Origin of the sequence: uncultured Roseobacter sp. (assembly GCF_947492555.1) — a bacterium.
Taxonomy (GTDB): domain Bacteria; phylum Pseudomonadota; class Alphaproteobacteria; order Rhodobacterales; family Rhodobacteraceae; genus Roseobacter.
In genome coordinates this window covers 187,724-210,374 of the sequence record NZ_CANLNE010000004.1, presented here as the reverse complement: position 1 = coordinate 210,374, position 22,651 = coordinate 187,724, and the positions used below count along the sequence as shown (strand labels likewise).

The 22,651-nt window shown below is 56.3% G+C and carries 22 protein-coding genes and 1 pseudogene; 6 read left to right on the top strand and 17 right to left on the bottom strand.

Translation table 11 applies throughout. The features are described 5' to 3' along the window. Positions 1–6: 6 nt before the first annotated feature. The 5 genes from Q1A07_RS19770 to Q1A07_RS19750 all read right to left on the bottom strand — a co-directional run bounded on the left by Q1A07_RS19770 (position 7) and on the right by Q1A07_RS19750 (position 5,953). On the bottom strand, positions 7–1,404 hold the full coding sequence (locus Q1A07_RS19770) for an MBOAT family protein (RefSeq protein WP_299783805.1): 1,398 nt from the start codon (positions 1,402–1,404) through the stop codon (positions 7–9). A gap of 22 nt (positions 1,405–1,426) precedes the next feature. Further along, a complete protein-coding gene (locus Q1A07_RS19765) occupies positions 1,427–2,020 on the bottom strand; it encodes an alginate O-acetyltransferase AlgF (protein ID WP_299783803.1) in 594 nt (197 codons plus the stop codon). Positions 2,021–2,042: 22 nt separating this feature from the next. After that, positions 2,043–3,296 (bottom strand): alginate export family protein, encoded by a 1,254-nt coding sequence (locus tag Q1A07_RS19760; RefSeq protein WP_299783801.1) that lies wholly within the window; start codon positions 3,294–3,296, stop codon positions 2,043–2,045. 533 nt (positions 3,297–3,829) lie between these two features. Continuing rightward, entirely contained in the window at positions 3,830–4,690 is an 861-nt protein-coding gene (locus Q1A07_RS19755) for a DMT family transporter (protein WP_299783799.1), read from the bottom strand. A gap of 474 nt (positions 4,691–5,164) precedes the next feature. Further along, the gene (locus Q1A07_RS19750; protein ID WP_299783797.1) at positions 5,165–5,953 is read right to left on the bottom strand and encodes a thioesterase family protein; all 789 of its coding nucleotides are present in this window, start codon (positions 5,951–5,953) and stop codon (positions 5,165–5,167) included. A 476-nt stretch (positions 5,954–6,429) separates the two neighbouring features. Between Q1A07_RS19750 and Q1A07_RS19745 the strand changes: the two genes are divergently transcribed. The 4 genes and pseudogenes from Q1A07_RS19745 to Q1A07_RS19730 all read left to right on the top strand — a co-directional run. Continuing rightward, complete coding sequence (locus tag Q1A07_RS19745) at positions 6,430–7,221, top strand: prephenate dehydrogenase (protein WP_299783795.1); 792 nt, start codon at positions 6,430–6,432, stop codon at positions 7,219–7,221. 258 nt (positions 7,222–7,479) lie between these two features. Further along, a complete protein-coding gene (locus Q1A07_RS19740) occupies positions 7,480–7,800 on the top strand; it encodes a cupin domain-containing protein (RefSeq protein WP_299783793.1) in 321 nt (106 codons plus the stop codon). A 150-nt stretch (positions 7,801–7,950) separates the two neighbouring features. Then, positions 7,951–8,316 (top strand): transposase, encoded by a 366-nt coding sequence (locus Q1A07_RS19735; protein WP_299783791.1) that lies wholly within the window; start codon positions 7,951–7,953, stop codon positions 8,314–8,316. Further along, positions 8,222–8,509: pseudogene (locus Q1A07_RS19730) on the top strand (rhodanese-like domain-containing protein); the annotation flags it as partial. The gene Q1A07_RS19735 and the pseudogene Q1A07_RS19730, both read left to right, overlap by 95 nt. On the opposite strand, the gene Q1A07_RS19725 reads toward Q1A07_RS19730, so the two are convergent. From Q1A07_RS19725 to Q1A07_RS19700, 6 genes are all read right to left on the bottom strand, one after another. Beyond that, positions 8,397–9,332, bottom strand: coding sequence for an IclR family transcriptional regulator (locus Q1A07_RS19725; RefSeq protein ID WP_299783789.1), 936 nt, complete (start codon positions 9,330–9,332; stop codon positions 8,397–8,399). The pseudogene Q1A07_RS19730 and the gene Q1A07_RS19725 sit on opposite strands and share 113 nt — an antisense overlap. Before the next feature lie 3 nt (positions 9,333–9,335). Further along, entirely contained in the window at positions 9,336–11,642 is a 2,307-nt protein-coding gene (locus tag Q1A07_RS19720; RefSeq protein ID WP_299783787.1) for a molybdopterin-dependent oxidoreductase, read from the bottom strand. A gap of 139 nt (positions 11,643–11,781) precedes the next feature. Beyond that, positions 11,782–12,024, bottom strand: coding sequence for an ABC transporter permease subunit (locus Q1A07_RS19715; protein ID WP_299783785.1), 243 nt, complete (start codon positions 12,022–12,024; stop codon positions 11,782–11,784). A 48-nt stretch (positions 12,025–12,072) separates the two neighbouring features. Beyond that, positions 12,073–12,435 carry a hypothetical protein gene (locus tag Q1A07_RS19710; RefSeq protein WP_366944118.1) on the bottom strand — a complete coding sequence of 121 codons (363 nt, stop codon included), beginning with the start codon at positions 12,433–12,435 and terminating at the stop codon, positions 12,073–12,075. A 101-nt stretch (positions 12,436–12,536) separates the two neighbouring features. Continuing rightward, the gene (locus tag Q1A07_RS19705; protein ID WP_299783783.1) at positions 12,537–12,719 is read right to left on the bottom strand and encodes a hypothetical protein; all 183 of its coding nucleotides are present in this window, start codon (positions 12,717–12,719) and stop codon (positions 12,537–12,539) included. A 568-nt stretch (positions 12,720–13,287) separates the two neighbouring features. Next, a complete protein-coding gene (locus tag Q1A07_RS19700; protein WP_299783781.1) occupies positions 13,288–14,610 on the bottom strand; it encodes a PLP-dependent aminotransferase family protein in 1,323 nt (440 codons plus the stop codon). Between the two features lie 94 nt (positions 14,611–14,704). Between Q1A07_RS19700 and Q1A07_RS19695 the strand changes: the two genes are divergently transcribed. Both Q1A07_RS19695 and Q1A07_RS19690 read left to right on the top strand, forming a co-directional pair. Next, positions 14,705–15,241 carry a DinB family protein gene (locus Q1A07_RS19695; protein ID WP_299783779.1) on the top strand — a complete coding sequence of 179 codons (537 nt, stop codon included), beginning with the start codon at positions 14,705–14,707 and terminating at the stop codon, positions 15,239–15,241. Further along, positions 15,238–16,101, top strand: a complete 864-nt coding sequence (locus Q1A07_RS19690; protein ID WP_299783777.1) for an NAD(P)-dependent oxidoreductase — start codon at positions 15,238–15,240, stop codon at positions 16,099–16,101. Before Q1A07_RS19695 ends, Q1A07_RS19690 begins: the two co-directional genes overlap by 4 nt. 38 nt (positions 16,102–16,139) lie before the next feature. On the opposite strand, the gene Q1A07_RS19685 is transcribed toward Q1A07_RS19690, so the two are convergent. From Q1A07_RS19685 to Q1A07_RS19660, 6 genes are all read right to left on the bottom strand, one after another. Next, the gene (locus tag Q1A07_RS19685; protein ID WP_299783775.1) at positions 16,140–16,634 is read right to left on the bottom strand and encodes a hypothetical protein; all 495 of its coding nucleotides are present in this window, start codon (positions 16,632–16,634) and stop codon (positions 16,140–16,142) included. Beyond that, complete coding sequence (locus tag Q1A07_RS19680) at positions 16,631–17,440, bottom strand: endonuclease/exonuclease/phosphatase family protein (RefSeq protein ID WP_299783773.1); 810 nt, start codon at positions 17,438–17,440, stop codon at positions 16,631–16,633. Before Q1A07_RS19680 ends, Q1A07_RS19685 begins: the two co-directional genes overlap by 4 nt. 366 nt (positions 17,441–17,806) lie before the next feature. Next, the gene (locus tag Q1A07_RS19675; protein WP_299783771.1) at positions 17,807–18,457 is read right to left on the bottom strand and encodes a DUF3726 domain-containing protein; all 651 of its coding nucleotides are present in this window, start codon (positions 18,455–18,457) and stop codon (positions 17,807–17,809) included. After that, complete coding sequence (locus Q1A07_RS19670) at positions 18,454–20,121, bottom strand: hypothetical protein (RefSeq protein WP_299783769.1); 1,668 nt, start codon at positions 20,119–20,121, stop codon at positions 18,454–18,456. The genes Q1A07_RS19675 and Q1A07_RS19670 overlap by 4 nt, the downstream gene beginning before the upstream one ends. Before the next feature lie 44 nt (positions 20,122–20,165). Continuing rightward, positions 20,166–21,140, bottom strand: coding sequence for a membrane dipeptidase (locus tag Q1A07_RS19665; protein WP_299783767.1), 975 nt, complete (start codon positions 21,138–21,140; stop codon positions 20,166–20,168). Then, positions 21,140–22,591, bottom strand: coding sequence for an aldehyde dehydrogenase family protein (locus Q1A07_RS19660; RefSeq protein WP_299783765.1), 1,452 nt, complete (start codon positions 22,589–22,591; stop codon positions 21,140–21,142). The genes Q1A07_RS19665 and Q1A07_RS19660 overlap by 1 nt, the downstream gene beginning before the upstream one ends. Positions 22,592–22,651 lie beyond the last annotated feature (60 nt).

Genomic DNA, 22,651 nt, shown 5'->3' with positions numbered 1-22,651 from the left:
GCCTCCTCAGAACTGGAAATAAAGAAACGGCGAGTGACTTTGCGCCACAAGTGCGAGACAAGCGATGCCCATCAAGCCGCAAGTACCGGCAGTACGCAGAGGGTCAGGAGTGCGGGTCAAAACTTGCGCAAACCATACCCCGCGCACGCTGAGTGATGCGCCTACGGCGAGCGCTGTCAGCTCGGTGGGCTGGATTTGCCAAGCGATGTCCGGAGTGATGGACCAACCGTTCAGACCTGACATTCCGACATAGATATCCAAGGCCTGTGCGACGGTTTCTGCCCGGAACATCACCCAACCGATCAGCACCAGCAGCATTGTCACCGGCCAGCCCAGCCCGCGCGGCCATATCGTTTCGCCGGATCTTGCGCCCAGGGTGCGTTCGATCGCCAGCCAAAGTCCGTGCCATGCCCCCCAAAGCAGGAAGGTCCAGTTTGCCCCGTGCCACAGCCCACCCAACACCATTGTCAACATGAGGTTGACGTAGGTCCTGCGCCCACCGCGACGGTTGCCGCCCAGTGGCAGGTAAAGGTAGTCGCGCAGCCAATGTGACAAGCTGATGTGCCAGCGCCTCCAGAACTCGGTAATGGACTGGCTGGTGTAGGGTGCATCGAAGTTCTCGGTGAATCGAAAGCCGATCATCAGGCCCAAACCGATGGCCATGGCCGAGTAGCCCGCGAAATCGAACAGAAGTTGAATGGCGTAGGCCACTGCACCCAACCAGGCTTCCGCTGCTGTGGGGTCGGGCAGCGCAAAGACCCTGTCCGCAAGTGGCGCGACATTGTCCGCGATGAGCAATTTCATCGCCAACCCTTGCGCAAACCGGCCCACCCCTTGCAGGAACTGGGCGGCCGAATGAGATCGCTGCATGAATTGGTCAGCGAGGTCCTTGTACCGTAGAACAGGTCCGGCAATCAGCTGCGGAAAGAGCGCGCCGAAGGCCAGAAAATCAATCAGATTTCGGGCGGGTGGTGCATCCTTGCGCGCCACGTCGATGATGTAGCTGATCGACTGGAAGGTATGAAAACTTATGCCGATCGGCAGGATGATCGACGGTACCGTGATGTCACCGCCGCCAAGCGCGACCGAGAGATCGTTGAGCCCAGACATCACGAACATCGTGTATTTGAAGTATCCTAAAACGGCGAGATCAAAGGCTACGCCAAGGCGGACGGCCCAAATCTTGGCTGCATCTTTTCTTGCAGAATGTGCAACCTGTGCTGCACCGTAGCTGACCAGCGACATGCCAAAGACGAGAGCGAGATAGTCCAGCCTCCACCAGCCATAGAATGCGTAGCTGCCCAGCAGGATCACCAATGATCGGGCGCGCGCCGGGACCATGTAATAGACCGTCAGGAACAAGGGTAAAAACCCGAAGACGAAGATTGCGCTGGAAAAGATCATCGGAACTCTCCGTGAGGGCTGTTTATTCGGCCACGGGGCCGAAGTGGTTTTCCACGAGCCGAATGCCGGACGCCTCGGCGATGAAGCTGAGGTTCTGGCCGCGTTTCAAGGTCACATCGAAGGTGACGAGCGGTGTGGCGGCTCCCTTGGCAAAGACCCCCAAGGCGATGGCAACTGGGTTGACGGCGCGGGCGCCTGATGTCAGCGGGGTCACATCTTCGATAACCGGTGCAGCCCCATCCGCCGTGCGCAATTCCAAGACATCATCTGTTGCGTTCAGTAAAAAGAGATAGACCCGGGCTGCGGCATCCCGGCTGTCCTCAGGAATAACGGCATGGCGACCATCCGGTTGCTGAACCACCGTCAAGAAAGACCCGGGTGCAATCCCGTCCAGAGCGGCGGAGGACACCGGAATATACGCCATGTCATCAGAGTCAGAAAGGTTGAATGATTTGCCGGCGAATTGCGCCGTTTGCACATCGTCGAATCCCGCAAACCGAACAAAACTGGCATCTTCAGGTGCGGGTTCTGCGTAGAGGCTGGTGTCACTTGCGGCCACCCCACCAGGCAAAAATGCTGTGCTGAGACAAAGGGCGAGCGAAAGATGGCGTATCATGATGGAAGTCCTCTTTTGTGGATCAGAAATAGACAGACAGGCGCATGTAGACGCGGCTGGCACTGCTGGGGTCGGCATAGGCCGGGCCAGGTAAGAAGCGGCCGGCACCGATCTCGAGTTTGGTTTTCTTGCTTGGTCGCCAGGCGCCTGCCACACTGATCTCAGATCCAACGAAATGCGCCGCGCCGGTCGTGGCCCCTTTGAGCCTGGCATCAGGGCCGGACGTGGTGAGACTTGGTTGCAGGTAGACATGAGCACTCAGATCAACCGACAATTTCCGTGAAGGGCGTAACCCGTAAGCCAGAGTAGCGACTGCAAGATTGGTCAACTCCGGCTGAAAGACATAGCCGTAGCGATGAAACTGCGTTTGGCCGCCATCTTTTGTCTTGTTGCTGTGTAATCCGCTTTGCTGAAATCCCGGCGTGCCGATGGCAAAACCATAGGTGATCTGCGGGTTCCAACGATCCGCCGTGATTTTCTGGATGAAACGCGCGTCGATACCGACTCCGATAGACCGCCCGTCTGCCGCGTTCCCGACTACGGTGGCCGCATTCAGCTGATATGAAAACCGCGAAGATGTCTGATCACCGAGGTAGGCCGACAGGTGCAGTCGGCATTCTTCCGCGTCGTGTTCAACAACTGCAAAGGCACCTTGGCGCCGCGCCGAAAAAGCCTGGGACCTATGCAGCAAGACATAGGTTGCTGTGACATTTCGGGTACCTTGCACAGCAGCAAACTCAAACGCTTTATCTCCGGATTTGGAGACATAGTGCAGCCCGTTAACTGACGCATCAGCAACCCATTTATGTGGATCAGACAACCGCAGACGTCCGATGCTAAGTTGTCCAATGGCACTGGTCGGAAAGGACAGAAGGGCTTCTTTGACACTGGGTCGCATGATGCGATCGTATGAACGCTGGTGCGTCTGCTTTTCTCGCACATTAACCTCGGCGTTTACAAAGCCAGTAACACCACGCCCCAGATCCGCACGCCCCACAAATCCGAGATAGGCGGCGAATTCGTCCTTGCGGTCAGGGGTTTCGTCATCGCGCTCAATCTGGCTTTCTCCCAGAAAGCGCAGATGGCTATAAACAGAGAAGCGCAGCCAGTCCGTGATGGGTCGCTTCGTTTTCTTTCGTTTTGCGATATCGAAGATGACCGGCGGATTTGGCATATCCTTGCTACCTGCCAAGGCCGCTGTCGGTACTGCAATTGGAAACAGGCTGCAGGTAATCGCGACCGCGCAACTTTGAGCTATTCGCTTACTCGTTAACATAAGAACCATCCTCGCACTGGCTGTGCAGGACTGGATTTAAGGTAGAATGCTGTTAGCAGGCAGGGCCACAAAGGGACATTGAAGACGGAATTTGGGCAGGTACGATATTCTTAAGTATATGGTCTGATGGTGCGAACTAAGTGTGGCTTCAGAAGATTGCTAACTGGTTATCCGTCTTGTAGAGAGCCCGACGATATTGTGCAGGACTCAAAAGATCGACGAAGATCAGCTCTTGTTCGGTTGAAAAGAAACGGAATTTTGTTGGACTACTGCGAGCTTCAGTTTTGTTCTGAATCTCAGTCTGTTGCGCGAGATCTTCTCCGAGCAGTCATTGGCATCGCTGTGACGAACGTCCGCAAAGATTTGCGTTGGATAAACTCACTGATCGTCAGATTCTGGACGGCTCAATGTTCGAGCTCGCCCAAGAGTTTAGCGGCAGTGCAGTAAAAATCTGTTGCAGCTTTCTGCTGTCAAGGACCACTTCGCGGACCTTTCTGTCGTTCAAACTTTGGTCATGAATGTCTGATCTAGACCTATAAAGATTTCAGACGCCGCTCTCGTCTGAAGATGTAAATTGAAGATGCGACGATGATAGTGGCTCCCGTGATTGTGAAGCCATCTGGGATCTCGCCAAAGAGGGCGTAACCTAGGACGGCAGCATAGACTAGTTTACTGTATTCCATATTGCCAACCACGCTGGCCTCCCCCAAGCGCAAAGCGCGCACGCCGACCCACTGACCAAGCGTCGCGAGAATGCCCATTGCGATCAGAAACAGCCATCCGAAGAGATCAGGCGTCACCCACAGCCAGAGCAATGGTATTCCCGCCAGTGAGCCGACAAACACGGATTGAAAGACCAACAGAGTCGCAGTGGACTCTGTCTGACTCAATTTGCGTACGGCAGTGACAGCTACAGCCGCACCGGCTGCTCCGAGCAGCGGGATGAGTGAATAGATGTCTATCAAGCCATCGACGCCCGGTCGCATCACCACCACGACACCGAAGAATCCAACGATGACCGCTCCTATTCTGTGCGATCCGACGGGTTCTTTCAGAAAGACAAGTGCAAGAATCGCCACAAAAAACACTTGGGCAAAGGCAAGCGTTGTAGCTGTCGTAAGGGGAAGCACAGCCACGGCCCAGATACCACATGAGAGTGCAGTGAATGCTCCAATCAGTCGCGCTGTATGCAACCCGATCCTCCGGGTTTTCAGGCTATTTGGGAACGTCTTGGCGATGTCAGGCAGCGATGACAGGAAAACGACGACCTGCCTAAAAAACAGGATTTGTAGGACGTGATAGTCAACGACAGCAATTTTTGCCATAGCGATTACAACTGCAAAAAGCGCTGCGGCAAGCAGAGCCCAAAGCAATCCTTTTGTGTTGTCCGTCACGGGATCTGTCCTTGGAACTGGAAAGGTACTTCGGTACCAAGTTGTGAATTTTGTGTAAAGAGCCGGCTTGGAGTTGAATATGGCTGTTGGCGGCATTTTCGGTGCGGATACGCCGGAATTCATCGCGCAGTTGAAAGCAGCCAATGAGTTAGACTTGAGTGCTAGAGACAGCCATCTGTTGTCCGAGGAATAGCGCCATGTTGGATTGGAACTTTGTTGTCTTTGCCGCAGCACTTGGGGTTGCAGCGTTTTCGCCGGGACCCGGCCTAAGCGAACGAAGCTGACGTTTGCTGAGTTAAAGCGAATGGCGGCTTATCTCGGGACGGATCGGATTTGCCTAGCCTCATTACTGGCGGCACATTTGAGACGTGTTTTCAAGGCTTGCGGTCGTGGCTTGAGACCAGATGAAGCAGCGCCCTTGAACAGTTATTTGCAGTAAGACAAAGGCGAGACCGGCGTTCTGACACCGAGCTATCACCCGAAGATCATCACACTTTGGGTGCTGAAGGCCAGCGGCAAACCCGCATGTGACCAGACCCGCTCATTCAGGTAATGCGCCCCATCAATGCCAACTTCACCATAACTTGACATGATGATCCCTTGAGCAAGATCAAAATGTTTCGCACACGGTAGAAAATGCATGTTCCAGACAACAGTAGAGAGCGGGTGGTATTCACTGAGTTGCTGAGCCGGTGTCGGAGGGCAGGCATCCATAAGGCAGACGAGATGTGCCAAACCCCTGCTTGAAGGCGGTTTTTTGAATGAAATGCCAACAAGGTGCTCACGATCGGTCGAGCCGCTATAGAGCGGCCCGCCCTTGTAAAACCGATAGTCAAAATTCGCTTCAAACCGGGGATTCAGCCCCACTGCCAGCCGCTGTTCCGGTATCGCGATGTCGTTTGGTCGCAGCGGCGCGGTTTCGGCAGAAATTTTGATTGCAGAGTTGACCGTTCCGGCAAAAACGGCAATGGCATGAGCCCGCAACTCACCGTCTTGCTTTGCTCTCACGGAATACTGTTCAAGCGTCTTACCGCGCCGCAAGGCCTCCACTTCTATCTCAATCTCTGACTCAACCGTTACTGGGGCACAAAACGTGACAGAGAAGGAGATCATATTCCTTTCCGGTGAGGGTTGCTGCGTAACTAAATGGCACATGACAGCCGCAGTAGCCCCACCAAAAGCGGTTCGACCTTGTCCCCATTCTGCTCCGATGATGTAGCTATTTTTTCCGTTGGTCGGGCTTAGCAACTTATTGATGGACACTATTATGGCCTCATGGTGTGAACTTCTGGCAGGAAATCGAGCTATCGATGATATTTGTAGGTCGTCAACATCCTGATAACACGTTGAAATTGGCATGGAGCGGTTTTGTTCGACAGGAAGCATTTGAACCCGACCAAACCAACAAGACTCCGTTTGTTTTGACACGTTGTTGATTGACCACAAAAACCGACATTCGTTCATAGCGGAACATCCGTCAACTTGGGCTCATGACCACAGAGAGCCCATACCTCCAGAATGCTACGTCACAGCCAATGGCTGCTAGGCGGCAACCACGTTGACTCTGCCATCTTGGGTGCTTTATCGCTGACGTCATGATGAAATTGTTCTTCGCATCGCAGGACTATTACCCCCAGCCTCTATAGCTGCGGGTCATTTATCATTGGTTTTCCGCTGCCCCTGACAGCGGTCAACATACAATCGACCTTGTGCCGGGCGGCATATTCAAAGGTCGAAAAATGAACAACAACAACAGAAATCAAAACACGTCGCTGGGCATCGTGGGTTTTGGTGCATTCGGACAACTTGCAGCCCTTCATTTGGGCCAGTATTTCCAAACAACAGCCTACGACCCGTCCCCGGACGTTGCCAAGGTCGCACAGGAACTTGGGGTGACTCTCTCATCGTTGCACTCAGTATCGCAGGCTGATGTGATCCTCATTGCGGCACCGGTGTCCTCATTTGAGCAGGTTGTCAGCGAGATCGCCGTTGCTTGTAAACCTGGCGCACTGATTGTCGATGTTGGCTCAATCAAAGTAGTTCCCTCGGAAATCATGCGGCGGCGGCTACCCGACCATGTAGACATCGTAGCATCTCACCCGTTGTTCGGTCCTCAGAGTGCCGCGGCAGGTATTGAGGGTCTGAAAATTGCGATCTGCCCTATTCAGGGCAGACGGCATGCGAGGCTGGCTGCGTTTTTACGCAAGGCTCTGGGTCTGACTGTCATCATAACGACACCAGAAGATCACGACCAGGAAGCAGCAGTTGTCCAGGGGCTCACGCATCTTATCGCCAAAGTGCTATTGAGAATGGGACCGCTGCCAACGCGCATGACAACGAAGAGCTTTGACTTGTTATCTGAGGCGATTTCAATGGTTCAGCATGATGCACCAGAAGTATTCGAAGCGATTGAGAAGGCCAATCCCTACGCCGAGACTGTGCGACTACGGTTTTTTGATTTGGCCGCAAGTTTGAGCGTCGAGCTGGAAACAGCTTTGAGGACACCGCCACACAATGAAACCGGACTTTGATGGAGCGGCATCCAAGGGCAGCTTCGTTCGCTTACCCGCCATCAAATCAACAAATTCAATGACCGCTTTGGGCTGGCGCCCGTCAACCGACCAAAACTGTCAGACGATCGCTGTGAGCCAGTATTGACAAATGCTGCGCGCTGAACGGGACTCTGCTTTCAGAAAGTGGCTTTGGGTGACTCAAAGATAAATCTGGCACTATGCCTTTGTGGTGACTTTTGATTTGGTGTCCTCAAGGTTCAAAGGTGAGGAATTGCGATGTGCTCTGATAGTGGTTCGGCCATACCCACGGTTACGATTGATAATGATCGGGTCAGAGTTACGGAATGGCGGTTCAAGCAACGTGGCGACAATACGGGCTGGCATCGTCATGCTTATGACTATGTGGTCATTCCTCTGTTTGATGGTGTTCTTGAGATTAATTTGGGTCAGGGTGAACGCGTGAAAGCACAAATGCAGAATGGTGTGCCCTACTATCGTGAGATCGGCGTGGAGCATGACGTGATCAATGGGAATGATTTTGAATGTGCGTTTGTGGAAGTGGAGCTGTTGCAGTCTCGAAACGGCAATGGTGATTAAACGCGCCGGCTAGGCTTATTATCCCTGCGTCATCTAAGCAAATTGCTCTGTTTGTTTCTCAAACAATTCGAAATGCTATTTGGGTCTGTGGACGTTCAGGATTCCCATTTGACTTAATTTCTGCACCAAACTTCCAAAATGGAGGTTTGAATGAACGAGCAGCGGTTTGTGGTGTCGGACGTCTTGTGGCAGCGGCTTGAGCCGTATCTTCTAGGTAAGCTTAGCGATGCCGGAGCCACTGCGAAGGGTAATCGCCTTTTTCCCGAAGCCGTCTTCTGGCGGGTGCGTATCGGGTCGCCGTGGCGTGATCTGCCGCCTTCCTTTGGCCATTGGAACACCCAATTCCGGCGGTTTCGCCGGTGGGCCCAGGCCGGGGTTTTCGAGAGTCTTTTCAACGCCATGCGCGAAGATATCGATCTCGAATATCCGCGACGTGCGCGAGCGGCAGCGCAGCGGGTTCATTCCCGGCAGCTTTCACGCCCCGCGCGGGATGATAGAATTCTGGGTGGACCCTGACAGCCCTTACTACAAGGACATCTTTGGCCAACAGGATAAGAAGTATGTCTTTCACTGCGCCTCTGGCTGGCGTCCTGCCATCACCACCGCGACTCTGCAGGACATGGGATTTGACGCCGCACACCTGAAAGAGGGGTTCTCCACCTGGGAGAAAAAGGGCGGTCCTGTGGAATTCCCAGAAAAGAAAACCTGATCCAGCGCGAGGAGCCTACGCGATCAAGTGTGGCCCAGCTTTGCAGAGACACTGCGGGCCGCATGCGATACCAGCGCGCCAAACTGATCGATCCCGTTCTCCGGCAGGTTGATGTCGGGCAATGATATCCCAAGCGCCCCAACCGGTTCGCCCCCGGCAGCGTGATGGCAGCGCCAAAACTCAGGATACGATCACGAAACTCTCCCGTGTCAAAGGCAAAGCCCCGCATTCGCGTCGCAGCTACATCGGCTTCCAATGCCTCGATGCTGGTAAGGGTCTTTGCCGTGTGATGCGTTAGCGCACCGCTGACCTGATCGCGCAGCTTGGCAAAGTCCGCAGCCAGTATCGCCTTGCCCGTCCCCACGCAATGCAGCGGCGCTGTACCCCCCACGGCATTCCAGGACCGGATCGGTTTTTGACTGTCGACCTTGTCGATGTAGATCACCGACAGGTTTTCGCGCACTGCCAGGTAAACCGCCTCCCGGGTTTCATTCGACAGAAACGTCAGCTCCGGCGCCGCAAGTTCGCGCAAATTCAGAGTCTCGACGGAGGTCCGCCCAACGCGCCAGGTCTTGAGCGTTGCGGCATAGGTCTTGTCTGGCTTGTGCTGTACATAGCCAAGCGTCGTCAGCGTCTGCAACAATCTGAATGTATTCGACTTTGTCAGGCCAAGCTCCCTGGACAACTCCGTGACACCCTTTCCCTTCTGTGAGGCCGCGAGGTTTTCCAGAATGGAAAGGCCCTTGGATAACGTGGAATCAACCTTGGGCTCTTTTGGGGGCTCTGCTGTCATCTCATCCGGATCCTGTTTTACCTTTGCCATCAGCTATGGTTCCGGTTCGAAAGGCGGCGGTTCATGGGCCTGAACCGCGGGGGGCGTGCCCTCAAATCGCTGCACTTCCACCATTGCGGAATGTGCCGCCGGGCTTTGCGTCAGGGATGAACTGCGCAGATCGTGAGTAAGCACATTCGGGTTGCCGTGACGGTCCCGCGCTTGCGGTGCGTCGAAATCGGGATCATACCACGCACCGGTCCAGAGAAAGACACAGCCTTTTTGAACCTCATCCGTCACGCGCGCGCCCGCCAGGCAGCGGCCCCGCGCGTTGAACAGCTCCACAACATCGCCGTCGTGCACACCCCGCGCCTTGGCATCGTCAGGATGAATCAACACGGGCTCCCTGTCTGCAATCTTGTGACGCAGGCTGTAGGCGCCATTGTCCAATTGGCTGTGCAAGCGCGTTTTGGGTTGCCCGGACAAAAGCGCAAGCGGGTATGCCCCTTGCCCATCCGCATTGCGATCACGTGGCGGAAACCATGCGGCGTGCCCCAGGCAATCAGGCAGGCCAAATCCGGCAATGGTTTCGGAATAAAGTTCAATTCGACCACTTGGTGTAGACAGGGCATGCGCCTTGGGGTCTGCGCGGTATTCGTCCAGAAAGACCTGATCCGGGCTGGGATCGGCAAAAGAGATCACATCGCCCTGAAGGAACATATCCCAATCCGGCAAGTCGTATCCCGCATCCTGAGCCCGACTGCGGGTCACCTCCCAGATGTCGCGCAGCCAATCATCGCTGGTTTTCCCTTCGGTAAACGCGTCCGAAATCCCCAAACGGGCGGCGAGCGCTGAATAGATGTCGTATTCCGCTCGTGCCTCTGCGCAGGGCGGTACCAGTTTCGGCATCGGGATCAACGCATTGTCGGACTTGCCGCCGCAAAAGTCGGTTCTTTCCTGCGGTCCCGCAATGGGCAGCACAATATCGGCATGTCGCGCTGTGGCCGTCCAGTTCAACTCGTTGACGATAATCGTGTCCGGGGTTTGAAACGCTTTGTGCAGACGGTTCAGGTCCTGGTGGTGATGGAAAGGATTGCCCCCGGCCCACCAGATCAGACGCGCGTCAGGGAAAGTGCGGTTCTGGCCCTGATAGCTGTAGGTCCCGCCGGGATTGAGCAACATCTCACTGATCATGGCGACTGGAATGAACTCCGTCACCGGGTTCACGCCCTGTGGCATCGCCCCCCAGCGAAACGGACGTTCGATGTTGCCGATATTGGCGTTCACGCCATAGCCCACCGTGAAACCGCCACCGGGCAAGCCGATCTGCCCCAACATTGCAGCCAGCGTCACTGCCATCCACATCGGCTGTTCGCCAAAATCGGTCCGCTGAACACCCGCCGCAACGTTGATCATCGTGCGGCCAGCTGCCATCCGCCGCGCCAGAGCGCGAATGTCTGGTGCGGCGACTCCGGTCAGCGCAGCGGCCCAGTCAGCATCTTTGGGGTGCCCATCGTCCTCCCCAGTCAAATAGCGGCGTACCTGATCAAAGCCGACCGCATATCTGTCCAGAAACGCCTTATCGTGCAGACCTTCCTCCAGTAGTGTATGGGCCAAACCGATCATCAAGGCGGTGTCACTACCCGGTTTCACCGGCAGCCAGTCCGCTTCGATCTCTGCGGCCACATCGCTGCGCAAGGGGCTGATATTGACAAATTTCACTCCGGCATCCGCGCATGCCCACAGGTTGTCCGGCATCCGGTGTTTCGACACACCACCATCACTCACTTGCGTGTTGCGCAGCGCCATGCCACCGAACATCACGACAAGATCAGCGTGTTTGGCAATGACGGGCCAACGAGTGGCCTGCGCCACCTGTAACCGAAAGGGTCCTACGATATGCGGCATGAGACCCATTGCTGCATTGTAGCTATAGTTCCCTTCGGAGCGCAGAAATCCACCGAAACTGTTCAAAAATCGTTTGAGTTGGGTTTGCGCATGGTGGAATCGGCCGGCACTGGACCAACCATAAGATCCGGCAAAAATACCCTGATTGCCATGCGTCCCGCGCACCCGTGTCAGCTCCTTTGCCACCAGGTCCAGCACCCGGTCCCAGCTGACCTCGACAAAGACATCTCGACCGCGTGGCACGGCATTGGGCGTTCCCATCAACCAGCTTTTGCGCACGGCGGGACGACGCACGCGCGCCCGACCGTGCAGGCTGCCCGGGATGTTATCATTGATCTCGGACGCATGCGGATCGCTTGGGTGGCCTTCAACGGCAAGAACGCGATCACCCTGAACCGTGGCAACACCGATACCCCAGTGGCTGGCCGTCAGCTTTTCTTCACGCTCGTTCATTGATCCTACTATTGTGCTGATATATAAAACATATTTGGCGAATATTGATACAGATAACTGTGATTGTCATCCTTCGAAAAGACAATGGAGGCGATACCAAACTACCAAAACCCCACCAGAACCTCGCAGATGATCTTGTTTACGCAGGCCGACCGACACGAGTCGAAGGTCGCCATGTGAATATGCAGATTGAGCTGGGCTCAACAATGGTTTTCAACACCCTGGCGGTGACCACGATCATGTTGATCGTGCGCGGCAAGGCGTGGCGGAATACCTGCGGCAACACGATGCGCCCCAGGATGCTCCAATAGTTCAGGCCAAGGGCCTTGCCTGCCTCGAACTGACCTTTCGGAATGGCCTGAAAGCCGCCGCCTGATAACATGCAAAGAAAAGCGCAAAGGCAAGGATCACCCGCCACATCTTGTCTCCTTCAAGCCAGCCTGGCAGGAAAAGCGGCATCACCACCGCTGCGGTAAAGAGGGTTGTCACCAGCGGCAGAGATCGGCTCGCTGGACAGTTGATCGCTCAGGATCACATGATCATCCGGGTTGTCGATTTCAATCGCCCGAAGCACGGCCAGCTTTGGCCCCCACCCCGCAAAGGCATCACAGCGATTTGCAAGATATGCGGACCGAAGCTCGGCAGCGCTTTCATAGGAAACCATCCGGTGATCGACATTCACGGTCTGAAGATAGTTTGCTGCGAGCCGTTCGATGGTCGTGCCCGCTTCCACACAGATGACACCGCCTGCAAAACCTGTTGCATCGGTAACGCCCAGATTGCCATGTGCCATGAATTGCGTGCCGCCAGAGAAATACGGCAGGCTGCACTGAAGTGCCCAGTTCGGTGTCGCGGCCCATGGTCCAGCCGGTTGCTTTGATGATTACATCGACATCACCAGATTGCAGCGCGGGAAAGCGCTGCCCAGCTCAGAGGGGCAATCTTGCTTTTGTCCGGGTCGCCTAAAATAGCAGTGGTCAACGCCCGGCACAGGTCAATGTCCAGGCCCTTCCACTCGTTCTTGTCGTTCACTTCGACAAATCCGAAATAGCTGCCGTTATGACCAGAACACAACATCGTGCCGCTTTGCTAAATCTGTTGAACCGTTGCGCTTTGCGCTGCTGCCATCTGCGGGGCCATGAAACCCGTCGCCATTAATGGGGCTGCCGCAAGAAGCGTTTTCATTTGTTGTCTCCCTATTGCTCTATATATCGGCACATCTGTACTGATATTTAGAATGTTGTTGATCTTGTGTTGAGCCAACAAGTTTCAATTTGGGCGTCAGAATTTAAGATATCTGAAGACGCGGACCGGTTGGCTGGAGCCAACGCTTTGCATCAGCTTTTCACGCGCCACCGAAAACAATAGAGGCATGAAAAACCGCCCCGGCGAGCGGGCCTGCAGGCGCAGATCCGTCAGAAGGTTACTGAAAATGAATACCTTGGCGGCAGATCATCAGATTGGAAACTTCAACGACCAGGTTGATGGAGAAGCCGCAACACAGCAAAGATCACAGCGTCACTGTTTCTCGCGAAGTCCTTCACAGATATGTTTGAAATCGATCGCAGCGGAGCGCTGCTACAGTGCATCGTGGTTTCAACGTCGGGTGACCGCAAGACAAGTAATCCCGTAATTCCCGGTCAGGTCACAACGCTCTGCCGCTCGATCCCGACCCGGCAGTCGCCAGCTTCGCCACTTCGCGAAGCGCGTAGGTCCATGTCGACAGATCAGGCGCCGAATAGGCTATCCGGACGCCTGTTGGAGCGACGCTCTTTCCGACTGCAAACGCGCTTCCGGGTGCAACGGCTATCCCAAGATCTGCGCAGGCAGACACGAAACTGTCCGCCCGCCATTGGCTTGGCAGCATCAGCCAACCATGAAGCGCTTCGGGTGAGCTTTGATAGTCCAAACCTTCAAAAGCACTCCGTGCGATGTCAAACATGGCCTTTGCATCCTGCCTTTTCGATGCCTCTACAAAGTCAACGACACCGTCTTCGATCCAATGTTGCGCAAGGCCAACGGATAGGGAGGGCGCCATCCATCCACCTGACCTCAGAGAGCGCGCTACAGCTTCATCAAATCGCCTTGGGCATGCGATGATACCAAGCGAAAGGCCCGGCATAAGGCGTTTTGAAAGGCTGTCGATCTGGATCACGTGATCAGGGGCAAACGCCGCCAATGGTCGGGTCGGTTTGAGAAAGCCGTAAACGCGATCTTCAATCGCTGTGAGATTGTGTTTTCTCAGTACCGCCGCGATTTGTTCCCTTCGACTTTCGCTCATTGTTACAACAAGAGGGCTTTGCAAAGTCGTCTGAAGATAGGCACCGTTCAGACCCGCATCTGCCGCCCTGTCGAGCGCATGCGGCATGATCCCCTCGCCGTCCAAGGGCAGCGGTACCAGCTCGATCCCCAGCATTCGCGCCGTCGCGATTGCGAAGGGATAGGTCAATGTCTCAACTGCGATCCGTCCCCCGCGTGGGGCAAGAGCAGAAAATGTGGCGGCAATGGCCTGTTTACCGTTTCCGGCCAACAGAACATTGCTCGGGTCTACTTCGAATCCGCCTTCGCTCGTCAAACGCGCAAAAGTAGATAGCGCAGGTAGGCTTGCGCGGACCGACGGCGGTGTCACTGCAGTGTCGGCCACGCCAGCCTTGAAAAACAGGTTTGTCGATGCGGCGATCCGGTCCCGCGCATCAGGCGAAAGCCGGAACATGATTTCAAGGTCAATTCCGGTACCGGATGGCTCCTGCAGGGACGGATCAAGCGGCGCGAAGCGATTGGACACGAAGGTCCCGCGGCCGATCTCTCCTTTGACCAATCCGCGCCGCGTCAACTCTTCATAGACACGGCTAGCCGTTGAAACCGCGATCTGTTCATCAAAGGCAAAGATGCGTTGCGGTGGCAGCCGCGCGCCAAGCGGCAGCTCGCCGGTCGCAATACTCCTGGCGATGCGATCCGCAATTTGCACGTAAGGTTTCACAGCTATATTGCTCCGAGATCAATGTATCTCTTGATCAGAGCATTATGGCCATGTCAGACAACGGCGATCAAGGAGTTTTTCTATGCCAAATCTATCCCTGACTCACCGGATGACCACCTACATGGCTTGGGCTGATGACGTGATGCTGAAGAACGCGGAGCAACTGCCCGAGAGCGATCTGTCGGCCCCAAGAGATACATTGTTCAAGTCAATCACTGGAACTTTCGATCATACCTTGGTCGTGGCGGAGATGTTCCAAGCGCACCTCGAAGGCCGCACCCACCCGCATATCGCGCGGCACCGCAGTGAGGTTCTGGCATTTCCAGAAGTCGCCCGCCGTCTGAGAGAAATGAACGAATACTACGTTTCGCTTGCCCAGACCTGGACGGAGAAAGAACTGGCGGAAACCATCAAGTTCGAATTTGTCGGCGGTGGCCGAGGCGCAATGACCCGCGAGGACATTCTGCTGCATCTGGTCAACCACGCCACCTATCACCGCGGGTTTGTCAGCACCTTGCTTTTCCCGTTCAGAATTAAATTCGCAGCCAACGATCTCACAGTCTTTCTAAGGGATGTATGGCCCAAAATGGCCGCCAGGCTGAAGGAGGAAGCAGTATGACCAAGGTTGCATGGATTGGTCTTGGGGTCATGGGCTACCCAATGGCCGGACATCTCGCCACAGCCGGACATGATGTCACCGTTTTCAACAGGTCGTCGGACAAGGCGAAGGCCTGGGCCGAGGCGTTTGGAGGAACATCCGCCGACACGCCGGCCGCCGCTGCCGAGGGTGCCGAGATCGTCTTCAGCTGCGTCGGGGCCGATGATGACCTGCGTTCCGTAACGACAGCTCAGGATGGCGCGTTTCATGCGATGGCTCCCGGATCGTATTACGTCGATTGCACAACGACATCTGCCGATGTCGCCAAGGAATTGGCCGAGGTCCTGTCGCAAAAGAGCTGCCATTTTCTGGACGCGCCCGTGTCCGGTGGCCAGGCAGGAGCTGAGAACGGGCAGCTTACCGTCATGGTGGGCGGTGACCCGGCTGCATTCGATCACGTTTCCCCTGTAATCGATGCCTTCGCTCGTAAGGTGACGCGGATCGGTACTGTTGGTGCCGGTCAGACGGCCAAAATGGTCAACCAGCTTTGCATCGCAGGTGTGGTGCAGGGATTGGCGGAAGGCATGGCGCTCGCCAAGAACGCAAATCTCGACATTCAAGCCGTTATGGAGACCATTGCAGAGGGCGCAGCCGGGTCGTGGCAGATGTCAAACCGCTGGAAAACGATGGATGCGGGCAAGTACGATTTCGGCTTCGCCGTTGACTGGATGCGAAAAGATCTGGGGATCGCGCTTAAGGAGGTTGCGAGACTGGGCGGGACGGCACCTGTCGGAGCGTTGGTCGATCAATTCTACGGCGACGTTCAGCGAACGGAAGGTGGTAAATGGGACACCTCAAGCCTTCTGACCCGGCTCCGGTAACTACTGCGTTCAGTCGTGACTGGCGTTCTGGCAAGCTTTCAATCGTGGTCTGGCGCTTCAGCGACCGCGTGTTTTTGGAGATAGGTCGTCAATCCAGCTTTGGTTGATTTTCCGCCGTCCAAGAGTTGCGCGGTCCATGCGCGAACCTCGAAAGCAACAATGTTCATTTCCCAGACACAGCCGACTACTTCCTTAACGCCATCCCCGAACTTCTCCGGTGCATCCCAACTTGCCCGCATCTGGTCGAGATGCGCCAAAACACTCCCCCATTGCCAATAAAAGGTCGGGGAGACCACCGCCACCTCGGCGAAATGGACGATCTGGAACGCAACGCCCTGATTTCCGGTTTCATCGTGTAACGCCCCAGCTTTAGGTAGCCGGATTAACGCCTCTTCGGCGGCCGCAGACGCGACTGTTTCGTCGAACTGTCTTCCAGCCGCGACTATTGCATATCGCTTGAGATACCACCCACGTTTCTCAACGCAAGGAAGAGGCAAAACCGGCCTCGGGCGGTATGGCTGCAAGTTTTTCAACTCTGCTTCAACCTAAGGACCAACGGACAGTGGTCCGATACTTCGGGATCGTAGACCACATCGAATGCGTGCACCTCCGCCTCACGGTTCACCAACATGTAATCGGCAAACCGGCCCGGCTTTTTGTAAAGCGAGGTGCGGGTACCTTCGAAACCGCGGCGCGTCACCAACTCGGTCAGACCCGCATCGGCCAGTATCGAGAGCGTTTCGCTGCCCGGTTCGACATTGAAATCTCCGCAGACAACTACGAAATCGCCCTCCTCGGCAATCCCATCTGACAAGTCCAGCAGCCGCCTCGCCTGCGCGGCACGCTCCGGTGTGTCCATCTTGCCGTTCAGGTCACGGAGCCCGTGCATATGCGTTATGCTGACCACCCGATCACACTTGTGGTCATACACGCGAACGCCGTGGGCACTACGTGAGCGGGGATGATCCCCATAGCCGTGGGGGGAATACTCCTTGTGCACGAAACTTTGTATCTGACCAACGATAGGGAGCGACCGGTGCACAAACGTAGCCAAACCCCATTGTGACGGAACGGCCTTATCACCATCCCACAAAACCCCCTGCGCTGCGGGACAGAATACCCCGAAATGATCCGGTAAAACCCGCAAGACATCTCGAAAGAAGTTGGCACGCTGGTCCAGAACGTGCTCGCCATCACGGTAAGTCAGCCAATCCTTGTCACTTGCAGGGCTGTGAACAACCTCCTGCAGACACAGGACATCCGGTGCCGTTTCGGCAAGATACGGCAGTATCTTTTCGTGGATTTTACCGCCCCATCCATTGAGGCACATGATTTGCATCGGCCCGACACCATATCCTAAAATGGGACATTCGCCGTGATCACGAGAAAACGCAAGATAGTGCCTTTCCAAGTCTCGGGCGTGGTGTGCCGCTTCGTTATACTTTTGAATGTCAACGCAGCTTCCCGCACCTAGACATGGCGCCAGCGGGGCATTTTGATTGAGGACGGTCTCACGCCCTCTGGAAAGGGTTTTTCATACAGAAATCAACGCCGCTGATGGGAACATGGCCCTTGCTAAGGAAGTAGATACCCGAGGATCACTGACGCACGGAAGTCCTGATATCAAACGCCGACGCATCCGGTTCTGCGGGATACGCGCGCCTCGTTGTGTCGCCACCAAAGCTGCAGGTTCTGGATGACGGCGTCAGTCGTTGTCAGAAACGCCGGCACCCGCCCCAAGGCGGCGGGATTCCGGTGTATCAGGGGCATAGGTCCGGTGGGCAAATGTACCCAAGATGTCCCAGCCGGTCGGGCATACCCGTCCACGTAGTTCCGGTAAGGAAGCGTTTTCGTTCATCTCTGAAACACGAGAGCAGGTCAGCGCGACCTTCGACGCCAGACCGACCTGCGCCTTTGGATCATTCACCCAAATCCTGTACCCGTCGGTCTCGATACGGATGTCTCGCCATTGCACCCTAACGGGTGAGCAGATGTGCAGCGCCGCCCAGGCGGCAAACGGCACGATGAGTAGCGGACTGGTGACATCCTCCATTTCAATGTGATGACCGGTTGCAAGCCGATCAGCGCAGTCATTCAGAGCGGCCCCACTGGCCAGGGGACACAGCACTCCGGACCGGGCCGTCCAAGGCGCGTCCAGTGTCTGCGGCGCGATATCAGCATGTGCCACGCCGTCATTCCGGGTCAGAACCTCCGCCAGAAGGCGAACCCCGGGCAACTGATGCGACTCCAGCCACCGCGTGGCCTTCGCGGCCTCCTCAGCCATTCCCCAAGACAGGCCGGTCCCGCGCGCCGCTTTCCTGGATTGCGCCTCTATCTCGTTGAGGGAATGGGTCACTGGAGCGTCTCTCCCAAGACGGGATAGGGCCAGTCATCGCAATTGCTTTCTTGCAGGTTTTCGGGGTAAGGCGCGTTACCAAAAAGGCAGATGCGCACCCACCGATCCGACCTTGGGTCGAACTGCGTCGCACCAAAAAACGCCAGTTTGCAACGCAGCATGTCAATGGGCAGCAGATCCGCACTGATCGTGTTATCACGGATTTCCGCGTATGGTGCATGATCGACGATCTGAGCCCGACGCACACTGTGGCGGTGTTCGGGGTGCGCCAGCAGGAACGCCGCGATCGGCGCATCAACATGCCAGGATTTCAGCGCGTCGTTGAGCGCTGCTGCATCGCGACCCGGTGCAAGCGGCTGTTCGTAATCCGCGATGTGCTCGTCGAACCGCTCACCCAGGCGCGGTTCAAGCTTTTCCTCCGAGACATACCAGGCACGGGCGCAGTTTTCCCGCTCTGCCCAGTCGATGTCCATCGCCCAACCGTAGTTCCGGTGCAGTATCTCTCTTAGTTGCGCCACGGACATCGTCCCATCAATCCGAAAGGCTGCGGCATTCAAATCCGACATCTCATCCGCCAGGGAGTCCACGAGATCGCCGTAGGGTTCCAACATCAGTGAGGCGAGACATTCCTGAGCTTCCAGGCACAACTCTGTCTCTGCCCACATGAACAGCCGGTTCCAAGGCGCTTCGGTGTTCAAGTCTGCTGCCTCGACGTGGTGCGAAAGTCTTTGCAGGTCCACACGCAAATCGGTCAGTTTTTCGATCTGGATCGGATGGTCGGATCGCCAGAGGTCCACCGACAGGATGGTGCGCGCCAGAAGGTCGCGGAAGGTTTCAACCTCATCCGCAGAGGCCAGCGGCACACTACGGACACGGGCAATTGCGGTTTCACGCGCCGCAATCCAGTTGTTGATCAGTGTTGGATGATTCAACAAAAACGGTGCCATGCCCAGGCCAGTGGAATTTCCGATCCCCATGCGACGGGCGATCTCGGGGGCCAGAGGCACCGCGCGCGCTCCGCCACGTGTTTTGGCCATATGCTGTACCAGATCACGGACATAAGCGCGGGTCAGGAATACGGACAGCACTTCGATCTGGAACGGTGCGGAACACTCAGGTCTGGCCGCGATTGCTTCACGGTCGGCGGCCCCCAGTTTCCCCGAGCCGTACACCGCCGTGGTGCGCATCAGGTAACCAACCTTGAGAATTTCATGCAGATCAGGCTGCCGTCCATCCGCGAGCCGGGCTATGACATGCTCCCACAGGCGAACGGACCGATTGGCACGGGACACGGAAAGCTCCGTTTCCGTCACCCGGCCCGCTTCCTGCAAGGGAACGTTCCTGCGCAGACGCGCGATATCCTCCTTGGTGGGAACACCGTCGAACAGGGCGAATGTGCTGTCCCAGGCTTGGGCGATCACACGATCAGAACGGCTCTCGGCAGGCAAGTCATGGGCAAAGGCAACCAGTGAATACGTGCGATCCGGCGTGTGTGCGCAATAGACCGCGTGGCCAACGCCCTTCGCATCAATGTCGAAGATGGGGCGTGTAAAACTCCACGCCTCGCGCGCCATCCGCCGGGTCAGAATACGCATGAAGGACAGGCGGCATTGATGGAAGGAGCCCAACCGAGCAAGGCGCATCACCTGCGAAGGTGCCCGCATGGAAGATGTGAAAGATGGTTCGGGCCTGGGTTTCATGTGTCACCTCACGTCATCGGAACAAAGTTCTGGGCGTAGAAACGATGCCAGTTGCCACCCATAATGCCCGCCACTTCTTCGCGGTTCAATCCAACCGCCGTCAGTCCGTTTTCAATGTTGTCAAAGTCGCGATTGTCGTTGAACCAGCCGGGCATGTCCGGGAACCCAGGCGCAGCGGCTGAGCCTTCGCCATAGTCGATCTCTTTACTCCAGCGTCCCACGCGCATCCATTCAACAACACTGTCCGGTTGATCCTGACACAGGTCAGTGCCGATCCCGAGGTGTTCCGCGCCAAAGGTCTCCGCAGTACGCGCGACCATCTCGCAAAAACTGTCCAACGTGCAATCGGATTTGCCCTTCAAGTGGTGCGGATAGACGGAAAACCCAAGCATCCCGCCATTCTCGGTCACGGCGCGGATCACGTCGTCTTTCTTGTTCCGTAGGGCCGGGCACCATTCGTAGGGGTTGGCATGGGTAATTGCGATGGGTCGCTCCGACAAATCCGCAGCCTCGATTGTAGATCGATCCGCCGAGTGGCTCATGTCCACAACCAATCCGACGCGGTTCATTTCCTTGATGACCTGGCGGCCCATGCGTGTGATGCCCGTGTCTTCGGCCTCATAACACCCGGTCGCCAGCAGCGATTGATTGTTATAGGTCAACTGCATGAACCGGGCGCCTAAGGTATGCACGATTTCGACAAGGCCGATATCGTCTTCGATCGGACTGGGGTTCTGGAAGCCAAAGAAAATCGCCGTCCGCCCGGTCTCCCGCGCGCGCTCTACGTCGCTCGCCCATTGGCCCTTCATGATGAGATCAGGGTATTGTTCGAACCAGCGATTCCACTTTTCGAAGTTGAGAACCGTTTCGCGGAAGTTCTCGTGATAGGCAATGGTCACATGGACGGCGTCCACGCCGCCTTCCCGCATCTGCCGAAAGATCTTCTCCGACCAATTCGCATATTGAAGGTTATCGATCCGCACTATGCTGGCACCCCGGATGAGATATAGGCCGTTTTTACAATGGTATAGAATTCCGCAGCCGCCCTGCCCTGTTCACGTGGTCCGTAAGAGCTGTCTCCGCGTCCGCCGAAGGGTACGTGATAATCCGTACCCGCAGTTGGCAGGTTGACCATGACACACCCTGATTGCGCATTGCGGCGGAAATGCGTGGCGCGCGCGAGGTTCGTCGTCACGATGCCGGCGGTCAGACCGAAACGGGTGTCATTCACAATATGCAACGCCTCGTCATATCCCTCGACCGGAATGACGCAGGCCAGCGGTGCAAACATCTCTTCGCGGTTGATCCGCATGTCATTGTGCGTGCCGACAAACACGCCAGGGGACATGTAGTAACCGTCGGTCGGCATCTCCAGACGCTGGCCGCCGCACACCAGTTCTGCGCCCTCGGACGCCGCGAGATCGACATAGGCGAGGTTGTCGTTCAACTGCTGTTCGGAGACAACCGGCCCCATCTGGGTTCCCTCTTCCAAGGCGTGCCCCACCTTCATGGCCTTTGCGCCCGCTGCCAGCTTGTCGACAAACTGGTCATGCACGGACCGATGGACCACAAGCCGCGAGGACGCGGTGCATTTCTGGCCGGACCCACCAAAGGCACCCCCCAGAGCCAGAGACACGGCCAGGTCAAGGTCTGCATCATCCATAACGGCCAGCGCGTTTTTCGATCCCATTTCCATCTGAACGCGCGTCAGGTTCTGGATGGCAGCCGCCGCAATCCCTTTGCCCACCGGAACGGATCCGGTGAAGCTGATGGCGTTGATCATTGGACTTTCTACCAGACGTTGGCCGATCGCGCCCCCTGCTCCCATCACCAAAGAGACCAGACCCTTGGGGATGTCCTGCCCGGCGATGATCTCAACCAAGGCGACTGCAGAGGCCGGCGTCAGGTTGGCCGGCTTCCAAACAACGGCGTTACCATAGCATAGCGCAGGCGCAATTTTCCAAGACGCGGTGGCGGTTGGGAAATTCCACGGAGAGATGATCCCCACGACGCCCACGGGCTCGCGACGCACATCAATCTCGATACCATCGCGGACCGAATCCGCAGCTTCGCCCATTTGCCGCAGTGTTTCGGCGGCGTAGTAGGTGAAAAACTGACCGGCACGGTAGACCTCGCCTTTGCCTTCTGCCAGGGGCTTGCCTTCTTCGCGCGACAGCAATCTCCCCAGTTCTTCGGCACGCTGCATCATCTCCGTGCCGATTGCCATCAACACATTGTACTTGCGCTCGATGCCGTAAGCCGCCCATTCCGCCTGCGCCCGTCGCGCCTGCTCCAATGTCGCCTCCAGCTGATCCGTGGTGGCCTGCGCAAACACACCGATCACATCGCTCACGTCCGACGGGTTGCGGTTTTCGATCCCGGTACCGCCCGCGACCCACTCCCCTGCGATGTAATTCAGTTTCAAATCGTTCATGGTGTGTCCCTTGGCATCAGCAACGCAAAACCGCGCATGATCCCAGATTAATACGCTCCC

Coding starts and splice junctions, on each gene's coding strand:
- Q1A07_RS19770 (WP_299783805.1), bottom strand. CDS start 1,404: ATGATCTTTTCCAGCGCAATCTTCGTCTTCGGGTTTTTACCCTTGTTC.
- Q1A07_RS19765 (WP_299783803.1), bottom strand. CDS start 2,020: ATGATACGCCATCTTTCGCTCGCCCTTTGTCTCAGCACAGCATTTTTG.
- Q1A07_RS19760 (WP_299783801.1), bottom strand. CDS start 3,296: ATGTTAACGAGTAAGCGAATAGCTCAAAGTTGCGCGGTCGCGATTACC.
- Q1A07_RS19745 (WP_299783795.1), top strand. CDS start 6,430: ATGAACAACAACAACAGAAATCAAAACACGTCGCTGGGCATCGTGGGT.
- Q1A07_RS19740 (WP_299783793.1), top strand. CDS start 7,480: ATGTGCTCTGATAGTGGTTCGGCCATACCCACGGTTACGATTGATAAT.
- Q1A07_RS19735 (WP_299783791.1), top strand. CDS start 7,951: ATGAACGAGCAGCGGTTTGTGGTGTCGGACGTCTTGTGGCAGCGGCTT.
- Q1A07_RS19725 (WP_299783789.1), bottom strand. CDS start 9,332: ATGGCAAAGGTAAAACAGGATCCGGATGAGATGACAGCAGAGCCCCCA.
- Q1A07_RS19720 (WP_299783787.1), bottom strand. CDS start 11,642: ATGAACGAGCGTGAAGAAAAGCTGACGGCCAGCCACTGGGGTATCGGT.
- Q1A07_RS19715 (WP_299783785.1), bottom strand. CDS start 12,024: ATGTTATCAGGCGGCGGCTTTCAGGCCATTCCGAAAGGTCAGTTCGAG.
- Q1A07_RS19710 (WP_366944118.1), bottom strand. CDS start 12,435: ATGGCACATGGCAATCTGGGCGTTACCGATGCAACAGGTTTTGCAGGC.
- Q1A07_RS19705 (WP_299783783.1), bottom strand. CDS start 12,719: ATGTTGTGTTCTGGTCATAACGGCAGCTATTTCGGATTTGTCGAAGTG.
- Q1A07_RS19695 (WP_299783779.1), top strand. CDS start 14,705: ATGCCAAATCTATCCCTGACTCACCGGATGACCACCTACATGGCTTGG.
- Q1A07_RS19690 (WP_299783777.1), top strand. CDS start 15,238: ATGACCAAGGTTGCATGGATTGGTCTTGGGGTCATGGGCTACCCAATG.
- Q1A07_RS19680 (WP_299783773.1), bottom strand. CDS start 17,440: ATGCAAATCATGTGCCTCAATGGATGGGGCGGTAAAATCCACGAAAAG.
- Q1A07_RS19670 (WP_299783769.1), bottom strand. CDS start 20,121: ATGCGGGCACCTTCGCAGGTGATGCGCCTTGCTCGGTTGGGCTCCTTC.
- Q1A07_RS19660 (WP_299783765.1), bottom strand. CDS start 22,591: ATGAACGATTTGAAACTGAATTACATCGCAGGGGAGTGGGTCGCGGGC.